General features: G+C 41.8%; 26 protein-coding genes and 1 tRNA gene. 21 read left to right on the forward strand and 6 right to left on the reverse strand.

Annotated features, from left to right (window positions below; all coding sequences use genetic code 11):
- Positions 1-21 precede the first annotated feature (21 nt).
- The 13 genes from WFY05_RS05545 to atpG all read left to right on the forward strand — a co-directional run bounded on the left by WFY05_RS05545 (position 22) and on the right by atpG (position 10,020).
- On the forward strand, positions 22-1,398 hold the full coding sequence (locus WFY05_RS05545) for a glycosyl hydrolase (protein WP_340111744.1): 1,377 nt from the start codon (positions 22-24) through the stop codon (positions 1,396-1,398).
- 126 nt (positions 1,399-1,524) lie between these two features.
- Positions 1,525-2,073: a YceD family protein gene (locus tag WFY05_RS05550; protein WP_340111745.1), complete on the forward strand. Its 549-nt coding sequence runs from the start codon at positions 1,525-1,527 to the stop codon at positions 2,071-2,073.
- Between the two features lie 14 nt (positions 2,074-2,087).
- Positions 2,088-2,273: a 50S ribosomal protein L32 gene (gene rpmF, locus WFY05_RS05555; protein ID WP_167604623.1), complete on the forward strand. Its 186-nt coding sequence runs from the start codon at positions 2,088-2,090 to the stop codon at positions 2,271-2,273.
- A 271-nt stretch (positions 2,274-2,544) separates the two neighbouring features.
- Positions 2,545-3,543, forward strand: coding sequence for a beta-ketoacyl-ACP synthase III (locus WFY05_RS05560; RefSeq protein ID WP_340111746.1), 999 nt, complete (start codon positions 2,545-2,547; stop codon positions 3,541-3,543).
- A gap of 124 nt (positions 3,544-3,667) precedes the next feature.
- Positions 3,668-4,057: a bactofilin family protein gene (locus tag WFY05_RS05565; RefSeq protein WP_340111748.1), complete on the forward strand. Its 390-nt coding sequence runs from the start codon at positions 3,668-3,670 to the stop codon at positions 4,055-4,057.
- Positions 4,035-4,262, forward strand: a complete 228-nt coding sequence (locus tag WFY05_RS05570; RefSeq protein ID WP_340111749.1) for an AtpZ/AtpI family protein — start codon at positions 4,035-4,037, stop codon at positions 4,260-4,262. Before WFY05_RS05565 ends, WFY05_RS05570 begins: the two co-directional genes overlap by 23 nt.
- Before the next feature lie 49 nt (positions 4,263-4,311).
- A complete protein-coding gene (locus WFY05_RS05575) occupies positions 4,312-4,695 on the forward strand; it encodes a hypothetical protein (protein ID WP_340111750.1) in 384 nt (127 codons plus the stop codon).
- Positions 4,696-4,924: 229 nt separating this feature from the next.
- On the forward strand, positions 4,925-6,064 hold the full coding sequence (gene atpB, locus WFY05_RS05580) for a F0F1 ATP synthase subunit A (protein ID WP_340111752.1): 1,140 nt from the start codon (positions 4,925-4,927) through the stop codon (positions 6,062-6,064).
- 18 nt (positions 6,065-6,082) lie between these two features.
- The gene (gene atpE, locus WFY05_RS05585; RefSeq protein WP_247978567.1) at positions 6,083-6,346 is read left to right on the forward strand and encodes an ATP synthase F0 subunit C; all 264 of its coding nucleotides are present in this window, start codon (positions 6,083-6,085) and stop codon (positions 6,344-6,346) included.
- A 65-nt stretch (positions 6,347-6,411) separates the two neighbouring features.
- Positions 6,412-6,906, forward strand: a complete 495-nt coding sequence (locus WFY05_RS05590) for a F0F1 ATP synthase subunit B (protein WP_340111753.1) — start codon at positions 6,412-6,414, stop codon at positions 6,904-6,906.
- A 4-nt stretch (positions 6,907-6,910) separates the two neighbouring features.
- Complete coding sequence (gene atpH / locus WFY05_RS05595) at positions 6,911-7,468, forward strand: ATP synthase F1 subunit delta (protein ID WP_340111754.1); 558 nt, start codon at positions 6,911-6,913, stop codon at positions 7,466-7,468.
- 18 nt (positions 7,469-7,486) lie between these two features.
- Complete coding sequence (gene atpA, locus WFY05_RS05600) at positions 7,487-9,067, forward strand: F0F1 ATP synthase subunit alpha (RefSeq protein WP_340111755.1); 1,581 nt, start codon at positions 7,487-7,489, stop codon at positions 9,065-9,067.
- Positions 9,068-9,141: 74 nt separating this feature from the next.
- Positions 9,142-10,020 carry an ATP synthase F1 subunit gamma gene (gene atpG / locus WFY05_RS05605; RefSeq protein ID WP_340111756.1) on the forward strand — a complete coding sequence of 293 codons (879 nt, stop codon included), beginning with the start codon at positions 9,142-9,144 and terminating at the stop codon, positions 10,018-10,020.
- Between the two features lie 66 nt (positions 10,021-10,086).
- Here atpG and WFY05_RS05610 read toward each other — a convergent pair whose 3' ends face one another.
- Positions 10,087-10,893: a ThuA domain-containing protein gene (locus WFY05_RS05610; RefSeq protein ID WP_340111757.1), complete on the reverse strand. Its 807-nt coding sequence runs from the start codon at positions 10,891-10,893 to the stop codon at positions 10,087-10,089.
- Between the two features lie 370 nt (positions 10,894-11,263).
- On the opposite strand from WFY05_RS05610, the gene WFY05_RS05615 reads away from it, so the two are divergent.
- Positions 11,264-12,175, forward strand: coding sequence for a nuclear transport factor 2 family protein (locus WFY05_RS05615; RefSeq protein WP_340111758.1), 912 nt, complete (start codon positions 11,264-11,266; stop codon positions 12,173-12,175).
- Positions 12,176-12,235: 60 nt separating this feature from the next.
- Here the strand turns inward: WFY05_RS05615 and WFY05_RS05620 are convergent.
- From WFY05_RS05620 to WFY05_RS05635, 4 genes are all read right to left on the reverse strand, one after another.
- A tRNA-Val gene (locus WFY05_RS05620) sits at positions 12,236-12,310 on the reverse strand.
- Positions 12,311-12,386: 76 nt separating this feature from the next.
- On the reverse strand, positions 12,387-13,679 hold the full coding sequence (locus tag WFY05_RS05625) for an NCS2 family permease (RefSeq protein WP_340111759.1): 1,293 nt from the start codon (positions 13,677-13,679) through the stop codon (positions 12,387-12,389).
- Between the two features lie 17 nt (positions 13,680-13,696).
- Positions 13,697-14,389 (reverse strand): DUF5020 family protein, encoded by a 693-nt coding sequence (locus WFY05_RS05630; protein WP_340111760.1) that lies wholly within the window; start codon positions 14,387-14,389, stop codon positions 13,697-13,699.
- Between the two features lie 391 nt (positions 14,390-14,780).
- Positions 14,781-15,434 (reverse strand): DUF2461 domain-containing protein, encoded by a 654-nt coding sequence (locus WFY05_RS05635; RefSeq protein WP_340111761.1) that lies wholly within the window; start codon positions 15,432-15,434, stop codon positions 14,781-14,783.
- A 56-nt stretch (positions 15,435-15,490) separates the two neighbouring features.
- Between WFY05_RS05635 and WFY05_RS05640 the strand changes: the two genes are divergently transcribed.
- The 5 genes from WFY05_RS05640 (at position 15,491) to WFY05_RS05660 (ending at position 22,955) form a co-directional block, all read left to right on the forward strand.
- Positions 15,491-16,165 (forward strand): 2-C-methyl-D-erythritol 4-phosphate cytidylyltransferase, encoded by a 675-nt coding sequence (locus WFY05_RS05640; RefSeq protein WP_340111762.1) that lies wholly within the window; start codon positions 15,491-15,493, stop codon positions 16,163-16,165.
- Positions 16,166-16,403: 238 nt separating this feature from the next.
- A complete protein-coding gene (locus WFY05_RS05645; RefSeq protein WP_340111763.1) occupies positions 16,404-17,006 on the forward strand; it encodes a TetR/AcrR family transcriptional regulator in 603 nt (200 codons plus the stop codon).
- Between the two features lie 7 nt (positions 17,007-17,013).
- The gene (locus WFY05_RS05650) at positions 17,014-18,357 is read left to right on the forward strand and encodes a TolC family protein (protein ID WP_340111764.1); all 1,344 of its coding nucleotides are present in this window, start codon (positions 17,014-17,016) and stop codon (positions 18,355-18,357) included.
- A gap of 28 nt (positions 18,358-18,385) precedes the next feature.
- Positions 18,386-19,507, forward strand: a complete 1,122-nt coding sequence (locus tag WFY05_RS05655; protein ID WP_340111765.1) for an efflux RND transporter periplasmic adaptor subunit — start codon at positions 18,386-18,388, stop codon at positions 19,505-19,507.
- A 22-nt stretch (positions 19,508-19,529) separates the two neighbouring features.
- Positions 19,530-22,955: an efflux RND transporter permease subunit gene (locus WFY05_RS05660; RefSeq protein ID WP_340111766.1), complete on the forward strand. Its 3,426-nt coding sequence runs from the start codon at positions 19,530-19,532 to the stop codon at positions 22,953-22,955.
- A gap of 86 nt (positions 22,956-23,041) precedes the next feature.
- Here the strand turns inward: WFY05_RS05660 and WFY05_RS05665 are convergent, their stop codons facing one another.
- The gene (locus WFY05_RS05665) at positions 23,042-24,130 is read right to left on the reverse strand and encodes a mannose-1-phosphate guanylyltransferase (RefSeq protein WP_340111767.1); all 1,089 of its coding nucleotides are present in this window, start codon (positions 24,128-24,130) and stop codon (positions 23,042-23,044) included.
- A 234-nt stretch (positions 24,131-24,364) separates the two neighbouring features.
- Here WFY05_RS05665 and WFY05_RS05670 point away from each other — a divergent pair, with 234 nt between their 5' ends.
- Both WFY05_RS05670 and WFY05_RS05675 read left to right on the forward strand, forming a co-directional pair.
- Positions 24,365-25,105: an MlaE family ABC transporter permease gene (locus WFY05_RS05670; RefSeq protein WP_340111768.1), complete on the forward strand. Its 741-nt coding sequence runs from the start codon at positions 24,365-24,367 to the stop codon at positions 25,103-25,105.
- Positions 25,102-25,854 carry an ABC transporter ATP-binding protein gene (locus WFY05_RS05675; protein WP_340111769.1) on the forward strand — a complete coding sequence of 251 codons (753 nt, stop codon included), beginning with the start codon at positions 25,102-25,104 and terminating at the stop codon, positions 25,852-25,854. The genes WFY05_RS05670 and WFY05_RS05675 overlap by 4 nt, the downstream gene beginning before the upstream one ends.
- Positions 25,855-25,889: the final 35 nt, after the last annotated feature.

A 25,889-nucleotide genomic window follows, 5' to 3' on the forward strand; every position in this document is an offset into this window, starting at 1 on the left:
TCGAATATGAATAAACAAAACATGAAAACAATGTTTAGTCTTCTTATCGTTATTGCACTTTTGGCATGCAACACAAGTAATTCAGAACCTGAAATTGAAGACCATACTCCACCAACAATAATTAGTGTTCAACCTGCACAAGGAGCAAGCGAAGTACCTCTGGATACCGAAATCAGGATTAATTACAGCGAACCCTTTAAACTTGGAAATTGGGCTGACATTACAGTAAATAATAAAACAGTATCGGCCAGCATTTCCGACAATCAGTTACTGATCGACACTGAATTAAAGGAACAAACGGATTATGTAGTGAACATATCCGAAAAGTCGGTGCTTGATGAGGCACAAAACTATGCCGAAGAATTTACGCTCAGTTTTTCAACACGGATTATTCCGAAGATTGAGATCAGCACTGAATTGGTTACTGAAAATCCGTCGAAAGAAGCTAAAAATGTGTACAATTTTCTTCTCGACAATTACGGCGAGAAGATCGTATCCTCGGCAATGGCAAATGTAAGCTGGAACACCAATGAAGCGGAATGGGTAAAACAACACACGGGAAATTATCCGGCAATGGCAACTTTCGATTACATCTTTTTAAATTATTCGCCGGCCAACTGGATCGATTACACCTCTACCAAAGTTGTAAAAGACTGGTGGAACAATAACGGATTGGTTTCATCAAGCTGGCACTGGAATGTACCGAAAACGGAAGGATCAAGCGAATACGCTTTTTACACCACGGAGACCAGCTTTAATGCAGCCAACGCCACTGTTGAAGGCACTTGGGAAAACGAGGTGGTAAAAGCCGATCTGGAAGAAATGGCCGATTACCTAAAACTGCTTCAGGATAAAAATATTCCGGTTATCTGGCGCCCCTTGCATGAGGCTGCAGGAAATATTTATGAATATCAGAACGGAACGGCCTGGTTTTGGTGGGGAAATAGTGGAGCAGAAGCCTTTAAGAAATTATGGAGATATACTTTCGACTATTTCAAAGAAAGAGAGCTGAGCAACCTGATTTGGGTGTGGACAACACAAACCAAGGACGATGATTTTTATCCGGGCGATGGGTATGTTGACATAGTTGGAAGAGACATTTACAACAACACTGATGCCGCTTCAATTGCCGATCAGTTCACATCCATCCAGCAGGAATATCCCACCAAAATGGTTACCTTGAGCGAGATGGGCAGTGTGGCTACTATTTCAGCACAATGGACAGCCGGTGCGAAGTGGTCGTATTTTATGCCCTGGTACGATTACGACAGGACCAACGATCCTGAGTCAGCAGCTTTTGGAGAAACAAACCATCAACATGCCAACATCGACTGGTGGAAAAATGCAATGGCGAACGAGGCAGTAATTACCCTCGATGAAATGCCAACTTTAAAGTAAAATGAAAAAAGACCTTTTTCAGCGCTGGCAGTATATTAATCCACAGGCCTATAAATCAAAATAATTGTTTGATTTTTTTAGGTGTTAATAAAAAATTTATACTTTTGCATCCACTTTTTTGGAGTCGTGGGCTGGAAAACGAAATATAACATTGAGTTTAAAGGGCTTAAAGAAGGCCTTCACGATTACAATTTTGAAATAGACGATAAGTTCTTTGAACATTATAAAGAAAGTCTGGTTGAAGTTGGTGCAGTGAACGTTAAGGTACAACTGGAAAAACGAAGTTCATTCTTAAAACTGATTCTTCATTTTACCGGTTGGGTAGAACTTACCTGCGACAACTGTTTAGAAGCCTATCAACAAGCTATTGATTTGGAAACTGAGCAATTTGTAAAGTTTGGCGAAGAATCTGAGTTTGAAGAAGGTGACAATGTAATTTGGGTTTTACCCGAAGAGCATGCAATCAACCTGGCGCAGGTAATTTATGAATATACCATGTTAAGCATTCCGATCAGGCATGTCCATCTGAATGAAAGCGAAGAAAACAGCTGCGATCCGGAGATGCTTAAAAAATTAAATGAATATACGCACCACGGCGAGGAAGAAGAAACAGATAATGAAGATGATATTGATCCTCGCTGGGCGGCATTAAAAAACTTAAAGAATAATAATTAAAAAAATACATAAAAATGGCACATCCAAAGCATAAAACATCGAAATCGAGAAGGGATAAAAGACGTACGCACTACAAAGCGGTCGCTCCCACTCTGGCAACTTGTTCAAACTGCGGAACCACTGTAAAATACCACACAGTATGTCCTGAATGTGGCTATTACAGAGGAAAACAGGTAATTGAAAAAGAAATTGCCGTATAAGACATTTAATGCACTTTAACCGACTGCAACAGGCGGATCGAAATTCCATCTTCGAAAATTCGGAGATGGAATTTTTTTTGCCTGTTAATCCCCACTCTAAAATCAGACTTTTCGAACATCTTTATTAATTGTTCACCATTCAGCCTGAAATATTGTTTATATAAACCCAATAAAGTCTTTAATAGTTTGTCCGTCGTTTTTATTGCTTCTAAATTCAACCGTTTTAAAAAAATCAGAATTTTACAAAAACACAAGTAGATTTTAGCATGCAATGGCAAATATAAGAGCAGCAATTACCGGCGTTGGTGCCTATCTCCCCGATTACCGACTTACAAACGATGAATTAAGTACAATGGTTGATACCTCGGATGAGTGGATCATGCAGCGCATTGGCATTAAAGAACGCAGGATTTTAAAAGAAGAAGGAAAGGCGAGCAGCGACATGGGAACCTGGGCCGTTCAGGACCTGTTGCAAAAGACCGGAACAAGTCCCGACGAGGTCGACATGCTGATTTGCGCCACCATTACCCCCGATATGGTTTTACCGGCCACGGCCAATATTATTGCACATAAAGCCAACATCCACAATGCCTGGAGCTTCGACCTGAATGCTGCTTGCTCGGGTTTTATTTTTGCACTTTCTACAGCTACCCAGTTCATTGAATCGGGCCGCTATAAAAAAGTGGTTATTGTGGCTACCGAAAAAATGTCGTCGATAATTAATTACGAAGACCGCACTACATGTCCGTTATTTGGTGATGGTGCTGCCGCAGTTATGATTGAACCCACAACCGAGGATCTTGGCGTTATCGACTATATCAATCGTGTCGACGGACTTGGGCGTTACCACCTGCACATAAAAGCCGGTGGCTCGTTAAAACCTGCTACCGAAGAAACAGTGGCCAACAAAGAACATTTTCTTTACCAGGAAGGTCAGGCAGTGTTTAAAGCAGCGGTCTCGAGCATGGCCGATGTAGCTGCCGAGATCATGGGAAAAAACCAGCTAACTGCCGATGACATTTCGTGGCTGGTTCCTCATCAGGCGAATTTGCGTATTATCGATGCCACCGCAAAGCGCATGAACCTGAGTAAAGACAAGGTAATGGTGAACATCAAATACTACGGAAATACAACTGCTGCAACCATCCCGTTATGTTTGTACGATTACGAAAAGCAACTAAAAAAAGGCGATAACATTATTCTGGCAGCATTTGGTGCCGGATTCACCTGGGGTAGCACTTACCTGAAATGGGCCTACGATCCTAAATAGTTGTCAAATAAATTGTTCCCCCGGTTTGTACATTAAATTTTTGAACGAGTGCCAAAATATTGTATCTTCAAACGCGTTTTGAGGAAACGATAATTGGGATAAAACTGGATTAATTCACAACGGCATGGCAAAACAAACAGCAAGATTTAATGGCGATGACGCATCGCAGCACATTAACATTCTGGGCAACGGGACAAAAGTTAAAGGCGATATCATTTCAAATGGTGACATTCGAATTGATGGCGAAATGGTTGGAAACCTGGCTACCAAGGGAAAACTCGTGGTTGGCAACAGTGGCAAAATTCAGGGCGAAGTACAGGCCAGCAGCATCGAGGTTTCAGGATTTATAAATGGTAAAGTTACTGCCGCCGAATTGCTAAACATGAAAGCAACAGCAAAAATTGAAGGTGATATTGTTGCCGGAAAACTGGCTGTTGAACCGGGCGCAGTATTTACAGGAACATGCAGCATGGGAGCACCAAAACCCGTTCATGAAACGGAAACAAAAAAATAAACCGAAAAACAAGTTCGATGACTTTGTTCGTTACTCCAGCCTTGGCTTCGAAATGATGGCCATAATAGGAGGATTTACCTTTTTGGGTTACAAAATAGACCAGTGGATGAAAAACGATTTCAAAGGATTTACACTTGGTTTTGCCATTTTTTCCGTGATCGCAGCTATAATTTACGGAACACGAAGTTTACTTAAAAAGAAATAAATTTTAAAAAAGCTCGAAGCTTGAAGCTTGGAGCTCGAAGCCAGATAAAATGAAAAGTTTTATTGCCAGATTAACTGCATTGACACTTGCCCTCGCCCTGATCGGGTGGCTGGTGTTTTCAATGTTTTTACCCGAATATTATTTACCCGTTTTTCCGTTCCTGCTCGCATTCTTTTATGCTGCTACCACCGGTATTCATGCCTACCAATTAAGCGTAGCCAAAAAAGACATCGGGAAATTTGCCCGCAGCAACATGCTCATCACATTTATCAAATTAATGGTGTATTCCATAATTGCGGTGGTATACATCCTCATCGACCGTGAAAATGCAGTACCCTTTGTAGTGGTTCTGATGACGCTGTACCTGGTTTATACATTTTTCGAAGTGAGCAATCTGACGCGTATCTCAAAAAAGGATTCAAAAAAGAAATAATCCCATCTTCTAGTAATTCTTGTGGTTTTAATGTTGAACAACAGTTGGTAAAACTACATTATTAATTCCCTGAAAAATGGATTTTACCATTTTCGGTTGAAAATTTCTTTTAAATTTGTGAGTGATGCAAAATCATCAAAAAAGATAACAAATCGAAGAACAATTATGCCCGAAATTGGTTTGTTACCTAAGTATAAATAAAGAACAAAAGCATTAATCAAAATAAACCATGCTTAAGCTTACCAAAGGATTTTTTTTAATTCTTGTTTTTTCGATGTTAAGTTTGGGTCCGCTGCAGGCACAGCACGGTCAAGAAGAGGAAAATTCTCATTCGACCGAACATGCATCAGCAAGCGATGAACACCACGAAGAAGAAGGATTTAATGCCGGAGAATTTGTAATCGAACACGTTTCTGATTCCTACGACTGGCACATCACTTCATTTGGTGAAACTCATATCAGTATTCCTTTGCCGATAATTCTTTACAGCAATTATCCCGAGTGGCACGAAGGGAAAGCTTTTCATGTGTTTATGTCTTCGAAATTCCATCACGGACACGATGCCTACAAAGGATTTAAAATTTCGCATAGCGAAGAATTCAAAGGGAAAATCGTTGAGCTTGATGCCGGCGGTCACGAAATTGGGAAACCCATCGACATATCCATCACCAAAACCATTGCCGGAGTTATTGCTTCGGTGATTATTTTGTTTTGGCTGATATTTACAGTTGCCGGTTCGGCAGTAAAAAACAAAGGCAAAGCTCCATCAGGCATACAGAACCTGTTCGAACCAATTATTCTTTTCATTCGCGATGAAGTAGCGAAACCCGCAATTGGTGAAGACAAATACGAAAAGTTTATGCCCTTCCTGCTGACGCTTTTCTTTTTTATTCTGATCAACAACTTTATGGGACTTATTCCCATTCCGCCTTTCGGAGCGAATGTTACCGGAAATATCGCGGTAACTATGGTATTGGCACTGTTTACCTTTTTCATCACCACCATCAACGGGAACAAGCATTACTGGAAAGAAATTTACAATCCGGATGTACCGTGGTGGCTGAAATTCCCAATTCCGCTGATGCCTATTGTTGAATTATCAGGAGTGATCACCAAACCATTTGTACTGATGGTCCGACTCTTTGCCAACATGCTTGCAGGTCACCTCATCGTAATGGTATTTATCAGTTTGGTATTTGTTTTCGGCACTTTATTTGGGCCCGCTGTTGGACTGGGAGCCAGCCCGATATCCATCGTATTTTCGGTGTTTATTTTGCTGCTCGATGTTTTGGTATCGTTTATACAAGCATATGTTTTTACCCTGTTGTCGGCACTCTATTTTGGAATGGCGACTTCAGATCATCATTAATATTTAAAATTAACAGCTATGTTATCAGCTATTTTAACAGTATTGCTACAAGCGGCCGCCGGAGCTACGGTTGGTAAAATGGGAGCAGCAATTGGTGCAGGTTTAGCAGCAATTGGAGCTGGTATGGGTATCGGTAAAATCGGTGCCAGTGCCATGGAAGCTATCGCCCGTCAGCCAGAAGCCAGCGGTGACATCAGATCAAACATGATCGTATCGGCAGCTTTGATTGAAGGTGTAGCCTTCTTTGCCGTTATTGTTTGTATCCTAATCGTTTTTGTATAGCAAAAAACTTTGGCAACCGTCCCGGGGATTGCCCGGGACGCCGTTGTCTTTAAAATTTTGAAACTATGGGATTAGTAATGCCGAATCCGGGAACGATTTTCTGGATGCTTATAATTTTTGCAATCGTACTTTTTATCCTGAAAAAGTTCGCTTGGAAACCTATTCTAAACGCTTTAAAAGAACGTGAAGAATCGATTGCCAGTGCCTTAAATTCAGCAGAAGAAGCAAAAAAAGAAGTGGCCGGATTAAAAGCCGATAACGAGAAAATTATCGCTGAAGCCCGCCTCGAAAAAGATGCGATTCTTAAGGATGCAAAAGAGCTGAAAGAGAAAATTGTTTCTGAGGCCAAAGAAAAGGCAGGCCAGGAAGCACAAAAAACCATCGATCAGGCACGTCAGCAAATCGAAGCTGAAAAGACAGCTGCCATCAACGACATAAAAAAACAGGTAGCCGAGCTTTCGGTAATGATCGCCGAAAAAGTGATCAAAAAACAGCTGGCCGGAAAAGGAGAGCAGGAAAAAATGGTGGATGGATTAATCGACGATATTAAGCTGAATTAACGGTATGGATCAAAGTGCAATAAGTGTTCGTTACGCCAAAGCGTTCTTTTCAACCGCAAAAGAAAAAAAGCTGCTCGATAACTTAAAAAAAGACATTGGGGCAGTTTTGGAAGTTTGTAAAACCTCCGGTGATTTTATTTTACTGCTGGAAAGTCCGATTGTAAAAACATCGAAAAAAGCGGCACTCATCAAAGAAATTTTCAAAGGTAATATAGATAAGCCTACCTTGAATTTCCTGGTGTTGATCGTTCAAAATAAACGCGAAGAGTACATTCCGGGAATCTGCAGAAATTTCCTCGATCTTACGCGAAAAGATCAGAACATCAAGTCAGCCGTTTTGACCACTGCATCAGAAATCAGCGAATCAACCATACAAAAAATCAAAGAATTGCTCGGCAAAGAGCTTAAAGCAGAAGTAGAGCTTTCAGCACAGATAAAACCCGAGATTCTGGGAGGCCTGGTTTTGCGCCTCGACGACAATCAATACGATGCCAGTGTGGCCACTCAATTGAAAAAAGTGAAGCAAAGCCTGTTAGAAACCGAATTAAAAAGTATTCAATAAGCTAAAACAAGATAGAACATGGCGAATATAAAACCTGCTGAAGTATCCGAAATTCTTAAGCAACAACTGGAAGGATTTAAGTCGGTAGCCGAACTGGAAGAAGTAGGTACCGTACTGCAAGTTGGTGACGGTATTGCTCGGATTTACGGTCTTTCGAATGTTGAGGCCAATGAAATGATCGAATTCGAAAACGGAATTAAAGGTATTGTTCTGAATCTCGAAGAAGACAATGTTGGAGCAGTTCTTTTAGGTCCTACCGAAGAAATCAAGGAAGGCGACACTGTAAAACGTTTACGCCGCATTGCATCAATTAACGTAGGCGAAAATTTGCTCGGACGGGTTATCAACACTATTGGCGAGTCGATTGATGGCAAAGGAACCATCGAAGGTGAATTGTTTGAGATGCCACTCGAACGTAAAGCGCCGGGTGTAATTTACCGTCAGCCGGTAAAACAGCCGCTGCAAACAGGTTTGAAAGCCATCGACGCGATGATCCCGATTGGAAAAGGACAGCGTGAGTTGATCATCGGTGACCGCCAGACCGGAAAAACGGCTGTTGCGATCGACACCATTATCAACCAGCGCGAAGGATTTGAAAAAGGTAATCCGGTATACTGTATTTATGTCGCCGTCGGACAAAAAGGTTCTACAGTGGCCAACATTGCATCGACTCTTGAAAAAGCCGGTGCCATGGATTATACGGTTATCGTTTCTGCAACGGCTTCCGATCCGGCTGCATTGCAATTTTATGCACCTTATGCAGGTGCCGCCATTGGCGAATATTTCCGCGATACCGGTAGAGATGCACTGATCATTTACGACGACCTTTCGAAACAAGCGGTTTCGTATCGTGAAGTTTCACTGCTGCTGCGTCGTCCTCCGGGCCGTGAAGCATATCCGGGTGACGTGTTCTACCTGCACTCGCGCTTGTTGGAACGTGCGGCTAAAATCATCGAATCGGATGAAATTGCAAAAGACATGAACGACCTTCCCGACTGTTTAAAAGACAAAGTAAAAGGTGGTGGTTCACTTACTGCACTTCCAATCATTGAAACTCAGGCAGGAGACGTTTCTGCGTACATTCCTACCAACGTAATTTCGATTACAGACGGACAGATCTTCCTCGAGTCGAACCTGTTCAACTCGGGTATCCGTCCTGCAATTAACGTAGGTATTTCGGTTTCGCGTGTTGGGGGTAGTGCCCAGATCAAATCGATGAAAAAAATTGCGGGTACATTAAAACTCGACCAGGCTCAGTTCCGCGAACTGGAAGCTTTCTCGAAATTTGGTTCCGATCTTGATGCTGCAACAATGCGTGTTCTCGACAAGGGACGTAAAAACGTTGAGATCCTGAAACAGGGCCAGTATTCGCCCATGAAAATTGAACAACAGGTAGCCATTATTTACTGCGGTACCAAAGAATTGCTGCGCCAGGTTCCGATTGAAAAAGTAAAAGAATTTGAGGTGGATTTCCTTGAAACCATGGAGATGTCGCACCGTTCGGTACTCGACGAAATTCGGGAAGGAAAAATGACACAGGAAATTGAAGATACCATTCGAAAAGTAGCAGCGGAAACAGCTGAGAAATACAAAAAGTAGTTGAGCGAATGAGTAACTGAGTGATTGAGAATTCCTCATTTACTAAACTACTCAATAACACATTCACTGGAAAAATGGCTGGATTAAAGGAAATACGAACACGAATTGCATCGGTAAAAACCACACGGCAGGTTACTAGTGCCATGAAAATGGTGTCGGCGGCCAAGCTGAAAAAAGCGCAGGATGCTATTTTGCAGATCAGGCCTTATGCCGAAAAGTTACACGAAATCCTGATTTCGCTGAGTGCCAGCCTCGAAAATGTGGAAGACTCGGTATACACACAGAATCGGGCACCCGAAAAGGTTTTGGTAATTCTGGTAACTTCGAACCGTGGTTTGTGTGGTGGCTTCAATGCCAACATTTCAAAAAAAGCCATTGAGTTGATCAACACAAAATACGAACAGCAATTACGCACCGGAAATCTCGAATTTCTTTGCGTTGGGAAACAAGGAGAGCGCTACCTGAAACACCGAGGTTACAAAGTAGTAGCCAACGAAAATTCGCTGTTCGATGAATTGACCTTCGATAATGTGGCGAAAGTTGCAGAAGGGACCATGAAAGCCTTTGAGGCAAAAGATTACGACCGGATAGAACTGGTTTACAACCAGTTTAAAAATGCAGCCGTTCAGGTTCAAACTGCCGAGCAATTTTTGCCGGTTGAAATGGAAGAACAGGATGATGATGCCACCAACTTCGACTTCATTTACGAGCCTTCGAAAGAGTACATTATTAAGGAATTGATTCCACGTTCGTTAAAAATTCAGTTTTACAAGGCACTGCTCGATTCGAACGCAGCCGAGCATGGCGCCCGAATGACAGCAATGCACCAGGCAACCGATAATGCTACATCGTTAATCGGCGATCTTACCTTGCAATACAATAAGGCTCGTCAGGCAGCGATTACCGGCGAAATTCTTGAAATTGTAGGTGGTGCCGAGGCGTTAAAAGGATAAAATTTAATTTGTTAATATTGAAAAAGAACTGTTCTGTTTTAAGGAACGGTTCTTTTTGCTTTTAACCTAACCGTAAACCGGACTTACCCACTTTTCTTTTGGGGCATATTTACTTTCAGCTGCCCAGCCAATTCCCCGTTGCATGATCTCCAGCACTTCGGGGCCTTCAAAATCTTTCATCACATGCCCGAGTGATGAGTAAAATACACGCCCTTTGCCATAGTATTTTTTCCAAACTACCGGGATAACACACTCGTCGATCCACGAAGCGTGTTCCGAAGAAAACTTAGTAGTAGCCAGCACTTTTACGTTCGGGTCCACGTGCATGTAGTACTGTTCCGAGTGCATCTTAAAGTCGTTCAATCCTTTTGTTATCGGATCTTTTTTATCAGTAATTTGAACGGAGTAATCAATCACGCCTCCCGGATGTGCCACCCATTGTCCGCCAACCATAAACTGGAATTCCACGTTATTCCGAAACGAATCGCCAATTCCACCGTGCCAGCCTGCCAGACCTACCCCGTTTTTAATCGCTTTCAGCAAGCCTTTTTCCTGCTCGTTAGTAATTTGTCCCATCGTCCAGATCTGAATCACCAGATCCAATGAATTCATAAGGTCTTCATCCAGGTAGCTGTCCAATGTATCCGAAACGGTAACTTCGGCACCTTCTGCTTTTAGCCACGGTACAAAAACATCAAGCGATTGTTTCGGTTCGTGCCCGTCCCAACCTCCATAAACATACAGTACTTTTTTTCCTTTTAAACTGTTTTGGTTCTGCAAACTTACCGCTGCAATACCGTCCGGAGCCAAAAGCATACCAGTACCTGCCAAAGCAGTAGTTCTGATAAAGTTTCTTCGAGATTTCTGTAACATAGTTTTAGTCGATTTATTTCTGTTTTAAATTTAACTGAAAATGTCGGAATTTAAAACGTACAGCTAACAACCTTACTATTTATCCCCTTAGAATTGAGCATATGAACGCTTTACTTAAAAAAATTGAATCTTTATGAGTAATCACCCTTTACGACCTTTTTATCTTTTTTTGAATTGCTAATCAAGCTTTTATGACAACATAAAACATCAATAATCTCCTACCCTTCAGCTATCACATTGATTTTCAGAGACAAATAATCATCGATAATTTTTATATTGTTTTTGCATTTTGTAAATTGTATCGAAGTACCCGTTTAAGGAAAGAGATAAAACCGGAATTTTTCTGAATTATTAATTAAAAAATCTCATTATGAAAAATTTTGCTGTTTTGTTATTCTTATGCCTGTTTGTAATCACATCTTTCGCTCAAAAGAAAAATGGTACGGTGTACAGCGAGCACGAAACCATTGACCAAACAAAAGCTTTATGGGAAGCTGTGAAAAATGGTGACAAAGAAAAGGTAAAAACCTTTTTCGCCGATTCTATTACAGTTGTTAGAAATGGTAACGACTGGCAAACGACCGCTGAGAATTTTGGAAACAATTCGGGTTGGTGGAAAGCAAACTTTGTCAACCTTAAGGTTGAGGATGCTCCCGGTGCTTATGCCGATGCCATAGAATATGGTGACGGGAATATTTGGGTACAAGACTGGTTGATGCTTACCGGTATTAATGAAGAAACCGGAATTAATCTCGACTTGCATATTCACAACCTTTATGCTTTTAATGAAGAAGGTAAAATTGGACTTATCATACAGTATTTTAACAATAATGTTTTTGAAGACATTAGAGATGCTAAGACCACGCGCGAGAATGGGAAAGTATACATCAACCACCCCTATATTGCTACGGTGAGAAAACTAGTGAATGCATACGCCGCCGAAGACCTCGAAAAAATGAAATCGTTCTATGACGAGAGCGCCCAATTTAGTGCCCTTGACCATGGCTGGGACGAATCGATAGACCTTGTAACCAGAATGGGTTATGTGAAGGACAACTTTGCTAATGCGAAGGACATTCATTTCAAACAAATCGGTTATCCCGACTGCATTTTCTACGAACTCAACAACGGTTTTGTGGTTTATTCCTGGTGGGAATATTCCTTTACCAGGGAAGAAAGTGGGGAAAAAGTAGTAATGCCATTAATGCTGTCACATTCTTTCAACGATGATGGAAAGATTGTTCAGGAAATGGCTTATTACAGCACCAACCATTTTGAGTAATAAATTACATGCGGTAGTTAAAAGGGGAGAACAAACTAAATCTGTTCTCCCCCTTTTTTGTGAGGCATACTGGATTCGAACCAGTGACCCCTACCCTGTCAAGGTAATGCTCTAAACCAACTGAGCTAATGCCTCATTCTGCAGGCAAAAATAATAAAAAAAGAGGTACAACAATGTACCTCTTCTCTATCGTATCCCAAACTTCATTTTCTTAGACACCTATCCAAAGATTTAGTACCGACAATGCGGCGATGATCCACATCAGCCACGAGATTTCATCGAATTTACCCGCAACTGCTTTAAGTAGAACGAAGGCAATAAATCCAAACGACAAACCGTTTGAAATACTGTATGTTAGCGGCATCAGAATAATAGTAAGAAATGCCGGAATAGATTCGGTAAAATCGGTAAATTTTATCTGTGCGATATTTTTGAACATATAAACTCCAACAATAACCAAAGCCGGGGCAGTTGCATAAGCAGGGACAATTCCGATTACCGGAGCAAAGAACAGGGTAAGCAAAAACAATAGAGCTGTAATTACTGAAGCAAATCCGGTTTTTGCACCGTTAGCAATACCCGAAGCCGATTCAATATAAGTGGTTGTAGTACTGGTTCCAAGCAACGAACCTGCAACTGTTGCCACAGCGTCAGCTTCCAGAATACGGTCGACATGTTCTACTTTACCGTTTTTATCCACAAAACCGGCTTCGTACGAACAGGCTACAATGGTTCCCACCGAGTCGAACAAGTCGACAAACATAAATGAGAAAACCGCACCGATCAAGCCAAAGCTCAGCGCCGACATAATGTCGAGTTTAAAGGCCAGCGGACTTATTGACGGGGGCATTGAAAACAACACTTGAGGCGCTTTTACCTGCCCGAAAATAATGGCGATAATGGTAGTGATTATGATCCCGTAAAAAATACCTCCTTTTACTTTTTTAACCTCGAGAATAGCAGTTATTACCAAACCTCCTAATCCGATCAGCAAAGTTGGTGTAAAGGTGCCCAAACCAACAAACGTCGCCGGATTAGCCACCACAAGTCCCATTTCTTTAAATCCGATAAACGAAATGAATAAACCAATACCGGCCCCGGTAGCTAAACGAAGTGCTAAGGGAATTGTATGAATAATTTTTGTTCGGATACCGGTAACAGTAAGGATCACAAATATAACACCTGAAATAAACACCACTCCAAGTGCCGTCTGCCAGTCGACTCCGGCACCTAACACAAGGGTGTATGTAAAAAAGGCATTCAGTCCCATTCCGGGAGCCATGGCATAAGGTACCCGGGCCCAAACACCGGCCAAAACAGTACCGATTACTGAAGCCAAAATAGTAACCGTTATCAGTGCATCTTTATTCATTCCTGCATCACCCAGAATGTTCGGGTTTACAAAAATGATGTAAGCCATCGTAAGAAAAGTAGTGGCACCGCCAATTATCTCTTTCCGATACGATGATCCTCGTGTGGTAATTCCAAAATACTTGTCGAGCATAGCATTAGGTTATTTGGTTAAAATGTTGCTTTTATAGCCAGTGTTGGGCAAACATTTACTTTATCACCCACAAAATTACTTCCGATTTCAACCTCGCTACCCACAGCAAAATGAGAATTAAAGTTGTACCAAAGCTGAGGCTCGGTTAAAAGACGAAAGTCGGTAGTACTTGTTCCCCAGTTCATCTCTTCTTTCCAGAAATCGGCAAAACCGGTAAAGGTCAGTTTGTTTTCCAGCATTTGAATGGTCCACACTGCAGTTATCTGAAACGAAGCATCTTCCTTGTCTTTGATGTATTTGTAGTTACCCTGCAGCGTAAATATTTTCGAAAAATCGGCCGATGCCCAGCTATGTTCAACTCCTGCTAACCAACAGTTCTCAATCGGTACCCAGGGTAAATCACCATCTAATTTAAAAACTCCGCCATTGTATTCCACACGTGGCATAATCATCTGGGTTTCGTTCCACTTAAAAGCACGGGCAATTTCCCAGTAGCCCAGCGAAATACCATTATCTACATTTCTCTCGTCGGAACTGTAATCCATATCAATAAAAAAGAAAGTAGATCCGTATTTGTCGGGGCGGAACATTTCCACGGTTGAGGTAAAAAACTTGCGGCCTTCACCTAAATCGTAATGCAGTTGAATGTTTTGTGCACTTAAAGAAGTTATAAGCGTCACAAATGAAAACAGTAGTAGAATTCTTTTCATCTTTCTAAAATTTAAATGCAATGGTTTAAAATGAAACTCGCTAATAATAAAGCTCATATGAGGCCTCAAAAAGCTTATTCCAAAATATTTAAACAATATAATAAGTTTTAACGCTGCTAAAATAATCTTTTATTGAACTAATCTGTCGAACTAAAAAAGTAGAATGTTTCTGAATATGCGTGCTTTAAAACATAAGAAACATTTCAATCAACTATGATTGCTCCGGTTTTGTCTGCATCACCCAAATTTTGCCAAATAAAAACCCCGGAAAGGACTTCCGGGGCATTTCATTGAAATCGGGAAGATAAAAATAAGGGTCTATATAAATAGATTCGCCGGGAGCTATAAAAGTAACCCCCAAAATATTCAATTTATATTCTTTTTAAATGAATTACGCGTCCATTGCCTGGTATAAAAAACGGTTAACCGGATATAAACGATGAAATGCCGAAACCATTTCCTGCACATAGTTATCGCTCGTTACTACACTGTCGTTGAAGGTTTTAGAAAAAATGAACGATTTATACCGCAGCAAATCAATATGCTCATGATCTTTTGGAAATCCTTTTGGAGCCGTTTTGAGTTTATCGTCATACATCTCCGGAAACTCCTTTTTGAATTCGGGATCCTCGATTATCTTGCGATATTCGTCAGCATGCTCCGCCATAAAATTCCGGATCGCACGCAAAGATTCTGCCGGTGGCATATAAATGCCGCCTCCAATAAAACAACCGCCGGGCTCGAGGTGAAAATAATAGCCGGGATTCATGCTTTTTCGCCCACCTTTGCAAATAAAGCTTCCAAAATTGGTTTTATACGGGCGTTTATCCTTCGAAAAACGGACATCGCGAAAAATGCGGAACATACTATCTTTTGCCAACACTCCCCGCACCGCAGGATCGAATTTTCCAATTTCGTTAATGAGAACATCAGTCAAGAAAATCATTTTTTCACGACTTTCGTTGTACCATTTTTTATTATCCTGAAACCATTCGCGGTTATTGTTTGCCGCCAGTTCTTTTAAAAATTCGAGCACCTTATCCATATCCGAAATATTTTGAGCTATTTTTACTGATCGGAAATTACAAAATAAACACAGACATGCTTAAAAAGTTTGCTCTTATAGTGGCCGGAGGAAGCGGAAACCGAATGAAAAATACACTTCCCAAGCAGTTTATCGAAATTGCCGGAAAGCCAATTTTGATGCACACTTTTGAAGCGTTCGTGCGTTTCGATCCTTCCATCGAATTCATACTTGTTCTTCCCGAAAATCAGTTTGAATACTGGAAAAAACTTTGTACAACTCATAATTTCACCATTCCTTTTAAACTGGCTAATGGAGGTAGTGTTCGTTTCGATTCGGTAAAAAACGGATTGGACCGGATTTTGGGAGATGGCATTGTATTTATTCACGATGGCGTGCGCCCGCTGGTATCGGAGAAAACCTTGCAGAACTGCCTTAACGGAACTTTGGATAAAGGCAATGCATTACCTGTTGTTCCTGTTTCCGAATCGGTGCGTTACACCGACGAAACAGAAAATAAGGCGGTCGACCGTTCAAAATATGTTTTGGTACAAACACCTCAGACTTTCAAGGTTTCAGACATAAAGGAGGCCTATAAACAGCCCTACTCAGAATGGTTCACCGACGATGCATCTTTACTCGAAAACCTGGGATTTAAAATTAATAATGTACCCGGAAACCGCGAAAATATAAAGATCACCTTTCCTGAAGACCTTGTTTATGCCAGTGCCATTTTTGCCGGCAAATTGTAAGTTTAACAATTTATGAGCATCGTTAAGTCGTGTTCCACTTCCGTATTCGACGCATTCGTAGACAGTATTTCTCCATTCACCGATAATAACCTCGGAAACTTTTTTCGTTCTCGTAGTTTTATGCTGCAATTATTGTGTATCAGAAATACTGAAAACACAAAAGAAACAATATGTTAATATTAGGTAAACTTTTAAAACGAATAAAGTTTCCTGAGTATTATTTGCTACATTTGCGGCCATGGAAGAAAAGAAGCTACACATCATTAAGCAAGTTGGGCTGATGTACCTCAAACACGGAATCAGAAATGTAACCATGGATGACGTTGCTACTGAATTTGGTGTGTCCAAGAAAACGCTTTATCAATACTTCAACGATAAACAAGACCTGGTTTCGCAGGTGATTGCTTATTTTATGGAAGATCCGGAGTTAAACGTCCACAATCCAAATCCCGGAAATGCGATCGACGATATGTTCCACATACGCCACAAGGTGGCTTACATTATGAAAATGTACAACAACAACATTGAAATGGAGTTGAAAAGAACTTATCCGATCCTTTACCAGAAAGTGCGTGAAACCAAATTTAAACGCATTTACGAGAATACTTTTGAAAACCTGAAAAAGGGAATAAATGAAGGATTGTATCGCAGCGATCTGGAACCAACGGTAGTTGCTAAACTTTTAGTGGGACGTACACTTTATACGCTGAATCCGGACTACGGTATTTTTGAGGACTACGAAATCAATTCTCTTGCATTTTTCGATGTCATTCTCGATTATCACATGCATGCCATTTGCACAGCACAAGGAATAGAATATTATAAAAAACGGATAAACTGAATTCAGCATGAAAGCAAAATTGAATAGATATTTATTACTGATCGCTTCGGTATTTTTGGTTTCTGCCGTCGTACAGGCACAGGAAGAGCAAACATCGTTCAACCTGGATGAAGCCATTAACTACGCAATGGAGAATTCATACGTTTTGCACAACACGAGGCAAGACATAACCATCGCGCAAAAACAGGTTTGGGAAACCATTTCAACGGGATTACCCCAGGTCTCGGGATCGGCCAATTACAACTGGTTCCTGAACTTGCCGGTTTCTTTGATCCCCGGTGAATTTTTTGGTGGAGAACCCGGAACCTATATTCCGGTAAAATTTGGACAGGATTTTAATTCCGATTTCGGGCTTAGTGTTTCGCAACAAATCTTCGATGGATCGTGGATTGTTGGGGTGACTTCGGCCGAACTGTATGTTAATTTGGCCAAACAGGCTCACGAAAAAACAGAAATCGATATTCGGAATGCGGTTTCTCAAGCCTACTATGCAGTACTTATCAGCCAGCGTTACAAAGAAGTGATGCAGGAGAATTACGACAACACAGAGAAGTTGTACAAGGAAACCAAAATTTATTTCGATAATGGCTTACGTGAATCGCAGGATGTGGATCAGTTGCGCATTTTGCTGAAAAACGCTGAAAACGAAATGCTCCGTTCCGATCGCGAACTGGCCATTGCAAGAATTGTATTGAAATATACGATGGGCTACGAAATGAATGAAGAGATCATTCTTAAGGACAAAATCGAGACATTTGTTTTACCACTAATCCAGGAGCAAAATAATCTTCAACTCGATCTATTAAATCACATCGATTATCGTTTGGCAGCTTCTAATTTTGAGGTTTCGGAGAAATTGCTGAAGCTTGAAAAAGTAGCATACTTACCCAGTTTGAATGGTTTTTACAGCTATACAAAAACTTCGTACGGCAACAATGCCAACCTATTCAAAGAAAAGTGGTTCCCCTCTTCACTGGTTGGATTCCAGGCTTCAATTCCCATTTTTAATTCGGGGACGAAACGTTCGAGGGTACAACAGGCTGAACTTGAGATGGATAAAGCTGCAACTGAACAGAAACTTACTGAACTTACCCTTCAAAAAGATTATTTAACAGCCAAAGCCGAACTGGAAACCGCACGCGAACGCTTCCTCAATGACCGCGAAAACCGCGATCTGGCACGAAGCATTCTGGATAAATCACAGATAAAATTTAATAACGGAATGATCAGCAGTGCCGAGCTTTCGCAACAGGAAAGCCAGTACATCACCAATTTTCAGGCCATGGTAACTTCTACCCTGCAATTGCTGCAAGCCGACCTGAATTTGAAAAAAGCAGCAGGTGCCCTTTAAAAACAGAAAACAATAAAAAATACATACAATGAAACGCATTTTATTCATACTAACAACGGCAGTTCTTTTATCGGCGTGCAGCAATACAACGGTGGAAGACGATAATGCCAAAAGACAGAAATTACAGGACCTGAAGCAGCAGGTTCACACCCTCGAACAGCAGATCAGTACTATTGAAAAAGAGCTGGAAGCTTCGCAGGCGACCGAAGTGGTTGAAATTAAAGCGAAGGATCTCAGCTTTCAGAAATTCGAACATTTTATCGAGGTAACTGCAAAAGTGGAAGCCGATCAGGATGTTGATGTCAGCCCCGAAACCTCGGGAATCATCAAAGAAGTACTGATTACAGAAGGTCAACGGGTATCAAAAGGTCAGCTTATGGCCCGCCTGAACACCGATGTGTTAGAGCGCTCGGTTGACGAGTTGGAAGTACAGTTGACACTGGCCAAAACCAACTACGAGCGTCAGAAAAACCTCTGGGACCAGAATATCGGTTCGGAGATGGAATACCTTCAGGCTAAAAACAACAAAGAAAGCCTTGAAAAAAGGATTCAGAGTTTAAAGACTCAAATTGAACTGGCCGAGATAAAATCGCCGGCCGATGGCGTAGTTGACATCCTTTACCAGGAAAAAGGGCAGATCGGAAGTCCACAAATTCCTTTTGCCAAGGTCATCAACATCAGCAAGCTTAAAATTTATGGCGATGTATCGGAATCGTACCTCATGGATATCCATGCCGGTGATGCAGTTAAGGTTCGCTTCCCGGCCATCAATGAAGAGGTAGATGCTAAAATCGACCAGATCGGTAATATAATCGATCCTGGAAACCGTACTTTCAGGGTACGTATTAACCTTGATAATCCGAATAAAACCATCAAGCCCAACCTGGTTGCTATTCTTAAGTTGCGCGACTATGTGAACGAAAATGCTATTGTGGTGCCTACCCTTTTCATCAAAGAAGACTTTACCGGACACTACACATACATTGTTGACAATGTGGATGGGAATAAAGTAGCCAAGAAAGTTTATGTAACGCCGGGGGTTAACAACAACAACCTCACCGAAGTAGTAGATGGACTGAGTGCCGGAGTGCAGGTGATTTCAGAAGGATATAACCAGGTGAGCAACGGAACTGTTGTTGAATTGAATTAATCACTCCCAAAATGTTTCAATAATGGAGCAAGAGAAACAAAAACATAACAAGGAGATTACGCGGAAATTCAAACCTACGTATCTCGCTATAAAAAATAAAACTACGGTCTACATCTTCACGGCGCTCGTGGTGTTTTTCGGGATCTTCTCGTACAACCAGATGCCGCGCGAAGCCATGCCTGAAATTGTGGTACCGTATATTTTTGTTCAGACACTATACCCGGGTAACTCGCCCATTGATATTGAGAACCTGTGTACGCGTCCGATTGAAAAAGAATTAAAAGGACTTAAAGGCGTCAAGCAGGTATCGTCGGCTTCGTATCAGGATGTGAGTACCATTTTTGTGGAATTCAACACCAACGTTTCTATAAAACAGGCACTGCAAGATACCAAAGACCGCGTTGACAAGGCAAAGTCGGAATTGCCCACCGATCTTCCGAATGATCCGTATGTCACCGATTTCGATCTGTCGGAATTCCCGATCATGAACGTAAACATCTCGGGAGAATACAGCATGCGCGAACTTAAAAAGTTTGCCGAGGATCTTCAGGATGAGTTTGAGAGTTATCGCGAGATTTCCGAAGCCAATATCCGCGGAGTTGAGGAGCGCGAAATTCAGATCGATGTAGATCCCTATAAACTCGATGCTGTTGATCTGAGCTTTGAAGATGTGGCATTGGCGATTCAACTGGAAAACATTACTATGGGGGCCGGACAATTCACGGCCGACCAGATTCGCCGTACCATCCGTACTGAGGCGAATTACAAGACCATGGACCAGATTCGCAATACCATCATAAAGGTAAATGAAGGTAAACCGGTTTATATACGCGACATTGCAACCGTAACCGACGGATACGAAGAGCAGCAAACCATTGCCCGACTCGACGACAAACCGGTAGTTACATTATCGGTCACTAAAAAATCGGGCGAAAACATACTATCTGCTTCCGAAAATGTATTCAAGGGAATTGAAAAAATGAAGGAGAACGGACAGATTCCGAAAAACCTGGAAGTAATTGTTACGGACGACATGACCACCTACATCGAGGATACTATCTCAAACCTCGAAAACAGTATCATTCTTGGGATGATCCTGGTAACTTTTGTACTGTTCCTTTTCCTTGGTTTCCGAAACGCATTATTTGCCGGCCTGGCCATTCCTCTGTCGATGTTCCTTTCCTTTGTTATCCTTCAGCAAAGTGGAATTACACTGAACTCGATGGTACTTTACGGATTAATCCTGGCACTTGGTATGTTGGTTGATAATGCCATTGTGGTGGTAGAAAATGTATATCGGCTCTACAGTCACGGATATTCATTAATGTCGGCCACAAAGCGCGGAGTAAGCGAAATTGCTTTCCCCATTATTTCATCCACATTAACAACACTTGCAGCCTTTTTTCCACTGCTGGCCTGGGAGGGTGTTGTTGGTGAATTTATGGCCATTCTTCCGCGTACTTTGATCGTGGTTTTGGCGTCGTCACTGTTTGTGGCCTTGGTGCTCAATCCCCCTTTTATTGCCAAATTCATGAAGATCGACGATATCAACACGAGGATAAAGTCAAAACGAGTACTCAAAAATGCCGGAATTTTCGCGGTGCTTGCCGTACCGTTTTACCTGTTAAAAATATATTTACTGGGTAACTTGCTGGCCACCGTAGCTATTGTAATGGTGCTGAACTTAATCGCACTTCGACCGCTCGCACGCTGGTTCCAAACCAAATTCCTGGTGTGGCTCGAAAATATGTACACCCGCCAGTTACGCCATGCGTTAACCGGCCGTTGGCCTTATGTGTATTTTATCGGCACGGTGCTGTTAATGATATTCTCCATGGGTTTCTACTTTGGCGGAAATCCAAAAATGGTTTTCTTTCCTGAGACCGATCCAACTACCATCTATGTGACGATGGAATTGCCGTTGGGAACGTCGATTGAACGAACCGACGAAGTTTCGCGTGATGTGGAATCGATCATTAAGGAGACCATCGAACCCGTAAAACACATCGTAAAATCGGTAACTACCAACGTAGGTGTTGGAAAAGGTGGAATGTTTGAGAACGAAACTTCTCCGAATAAATCGCTCACTTCGGTTTCGTTTGTTGAGTATAAAAAACGCGAGGGTATAAACACCTCCAGGATCATGCAGGAAATTACGAAAAACTTGGATGGTTTTGTGGGCGCAAAGATTTATGTCGACAAAGACGACCAAGGACCTCCAACCGGAGCTCCGATAAATATTGATGTTTCGGGAGATGAATTCGATCAGTTGATAAAAATTACTGACGATTTTATCCGAATAATCGAGGCCGATCACATTCCGGGTATAGATGAACTGAAACTGAACATTAACGTTAACCAGCCCGAAATGCTTATTGAGGTGGATCGCGAAAAAGCCCGCTTGTACGAACTGTCGACCCAGCAAATTGCAATGGCGTTCAGAAACGCACTTTATGGTTACGAAGCCAGCAAATTTAAAGACGGCGAAGACGAATACGACATTTTTGTACGCCTGGCGGAAGAATACCGAAACGACGTTTCTACCTTAATGAACCAGAAGATTATAGTGAATGATAACAGCATTCCGATTTCAGCCGTGGCCAGCTTTAAATACGCCACCACTTACGACAAGATCAGCCGTATCGATTTTAAACGATCAATCACGATCTCTTCGGAAGTAACCGAAGGATTTAATGCCAACGAAATAAATTCCCGCATTGCCCAGTTACTTGAAGAATACGATATGCCTTATGGATACTCGTATGAATTTACCGGCGAGCAGCAGGAACAGGCCGATAGTATGGAATTCCTGGTTTATGCCTTGTTTATTGCCATTGCGCTCATTATGATCATAATGGTAACGCAGTTTAACTCCTTTATCCGACCGGCCATTATTATTGCCACGGTAATATTCAGTACCATTGGTGTGTTCCTCGGCCTGGGTATTTTTAAAATGGAGTTTGTGATCATTATGACGGGTATTGGAATTATTTCACTGGCTGGAATTGTGGTGAACAATGGTATCGTTCTGATCGACTACATCGATCTCACAAGGAAACGCAAACGCGAACAACTGGGACTGCCCAAAAATGCCTTCCTGCCAAAAGATGTACAGCGCGATGCTTTGGTTGAAGCCGGTCGCACTCGTTTACGTCCTGTACTTTTAACCGCGGTTACAACGGTGCTTGGTTTATTGCCGCTGGCTATTGGGCTGAACTTCGATTTCTTTTCTTTGTACACGCATTTCGATCCAAAGATTACAATTGGAGGTGAAAGTGTAGCTTTCTGGGGACCGATGTCGTGGACCGTAGTATTCGGACTGACATTTGCAACGGTACTCACTCTGGTGATTTCTCCGGTGATGTACATGATCACCATTCGGATTAATTACACGATTAAAAAGTGGACGGGCAACCTGCCTGAAGTTCCCGCGAAAAGAGAAGAATAATACATGTATTCTGACAATAAAATGAAAGGCAGCCAGCTTGGGCTGCCTTTCATTTTATAATTTTTCTGTCATCACAATTTGGCAATTTAGAGCAGTGAATCGCCTTTTTTAATTCTCACATCGGTCACATATTTTTTGATCTGATCTTCATCCTCGCGGCGACAGATCATTAACACATCGTTTGATTCAGCCACGATATAACCATCCAAACCCTGAACTACTGCAACTTTACCCTTCGAAATGTCTACAATGCAATTCTGCGAATCGTAAATAAAGGCGTGTCCTCCACCAACAATATTTCCGTTCTTATCTTTTTCCCTGTTTTCGTAAAGCGAATTCCAACTTCCAAGGTCGGACCAACCAAATTCAGCGGTCAGCACACAAACATTCTTTGCTTTTTCCATAATACCATAATCAATCGATATTGCCTGGCATTCTGAGTACGCTTTTTTAATAAATGCTTCCTCATCGTCGGTATCGAGCAGCTTTTCACCTTTACTGAAAGTTTGCAACATATCGGGTAAATGCTTTTCAAAGGCATCGATAAAACACGACAAGGTAGAAATGAAAATCCCGGAGTTCCAGTAAAATTCTCCGGTTTCGATAAAAATTTTTGCCATTTCCACATCCGGTTTCTCGGTAAATGTTTTTACCTGGTACAGGTTCTCCAGATCTTTGAACTCTTTTTTACTGTTTACCTGGATGTATCCGTACATGGTTTCCGGCCGTACAGGTTTTATTCCCAGCGTAAGCAACGACTCGTTACTGTCAAGGAATGATAAGCCATTTTTCAGCTGTTGCACAAAATTTTCCTGTTCAAGAATCAAATGGTCGGAAGGCGTAACGATCACTTTTGAATTCTGTTCTTTCTTTTTAATCTTATGAAGTGCGTAGGCCAGGCAGGGCGCCGTGTTTCTCCGAAGCGGTTCGAGCAATACCTGTTGTTCTTTCAATTCAGGAAGTTGTTCCAACACCAGGTCCTTGTAACGAACATTGGTAACCACAAGGAAATTTTCGTTCGGAACTACTTTTAAAAATCGCTCGTAAGTTTGCTGAAGAAATGTTTTACCTGTTCCCAGGATATCTAAAAATTGTTTGGGCTTGGCAGTTCTACTAAGTGGCCAAAACCGGCTTCCTACGCCGCCTGCCATAATTACACAGAAATTAGTGCTCATTGTTAGCTGTTTGTTTTAAAGGATTAATGTGTTGTCCGAAATGTGATATTCGATTTCCTCCGTTTATATCCTTCTTGTTTTTGTTTACCTATAAAAATATCCAAATTAAAAGAGAATCAGCAATCCTGGCGATTAAATTTGGTTCTTTAGTAACGGAATCGGGGAGTTAAAAGTTTTGTATCCATTTTTTAAGTTGTAATTTTAGCCGGAAGGTTCAAATTTAATGTCAGTAAAATGGGATTCTTTTTTCACATTGGAAGGTATTTTGCAATGCTCAAAAGAGTGTTTGCCCGTCCCGAAAGACACAAGATGTATTTTCGGCAGTTGTTCCTTGAAATTGACAACCTGGGTGTTAATTCTGTTTGGATCGTGCTGATAATCTCCATTTTTATTGGCGGTATTATGACCATTCAGTTTGCACACGCCATGGAGAATCCGCTTTACCCCAGCGAACTGGTTGGCTTGGGTACACGCGATACGCTTATCCTGGAATTTTCATCAACCATGCTGGCACTTATTATGGCCGGTAAAGTGGGATCAAACATTACCTCTGAAATCGGAACCATGCGTGTTACCGAACAAATCGACTCGCTCGAAATTATGGGGGTAAATTCAGCCGGCTACCTCATTCTACCCAAAATAGTGGCCGTGGTTTTTATTTTCCCGTTCCTTTATATGATCAGCGTATTCTTTGGTTTGCTGGGAGGTTTGGTTACCGGTCCGCTAGTGGGGGTAATCACCATTCCTGAATACATTGACGGTATCCAGTGGCTGTTTGTCCCGTATTACATAACTTTCTCCATCATCAAGTGCCTGGTTTTTGGTTTCCTGGTGTCTTCTGTGCCAGCTTATTTTGGCTACTACGTTCAGGGTGGCGCCCTCGAAGTAGGTAAAGCCAGTACAAAAGCCGTGGTTAACACCAATATTCTCATCCTGTTTTTCGATTTAATATTAACCCGATTATTGCTGACATGATCACGGTAAAGAATTTAACCAAAAGCTTCGATGGGAATACGGTGCTAAAGGACATTTCCATCACCTTCGAACAGGGTAAAACCAACCTGATCATCGGGCGAAGCGGCTCGGGGAAAACCGTTTTGCTAAAATCGATACTGGGACTTTTTGAAGTGGATGAAGGTGAGATCTGGTTTAACGACCGTAACCTGGTAACCATGAGCGATAAAGAACGAAAAGCATTGCGCCGTGAACTGGGAATGGTATTTCAGGGGGGGGCACTGTTCGACAGCATTAATGTGGAAGGAAATGTACGTTTTCCGCTTGATATGTTTACACACATGAGCAATGCCGAAAAACAAAAACGAGTGGAATTTTGCCTCGAACACGTCAACATCGAAAAGCAGGCTTTCAAACTCTCGCCCAGCGAAATTAGTGGAGGAATGCAAAAACGTGTGGCCATTGCCCGCGCCATTGCGTTGAATCCGAAATACCTGTTTTGCGACGAACCAAACTCGGGCCTCGATCCTGAAACCGCCACAGTTATCGATAAACTGATACAAAGCCTCACGAAGGAATTCCAGATGACCACCCTTATCAATACACACGACATGAATTCGGTGATCGAGATCGGCGAATCGGTGCTGTTTATTTCGAAAGGCGAAAAAGAATGGACCGGCACCAAACACGACATCCTGAACTCGGGCAGTCAAAAACTGGAAGACTTTATTTTTGCCAATAAGTTGTATGCACAGATGAAGAGGGGGTAATAAGTTTTCTCAATTGCCAATAAACAATATTTTTC

The organism is Maribellus mangrovi (assembly GCF_037646455.1).
In the GTDB taxonomy this organism is placed as follows: Bacteria; Bacteroidota; Bacteroidia; order Bacteroidales; family Prolixibacteraceae; genus Draconibacterium; species Draconibacterium mangrovi_A.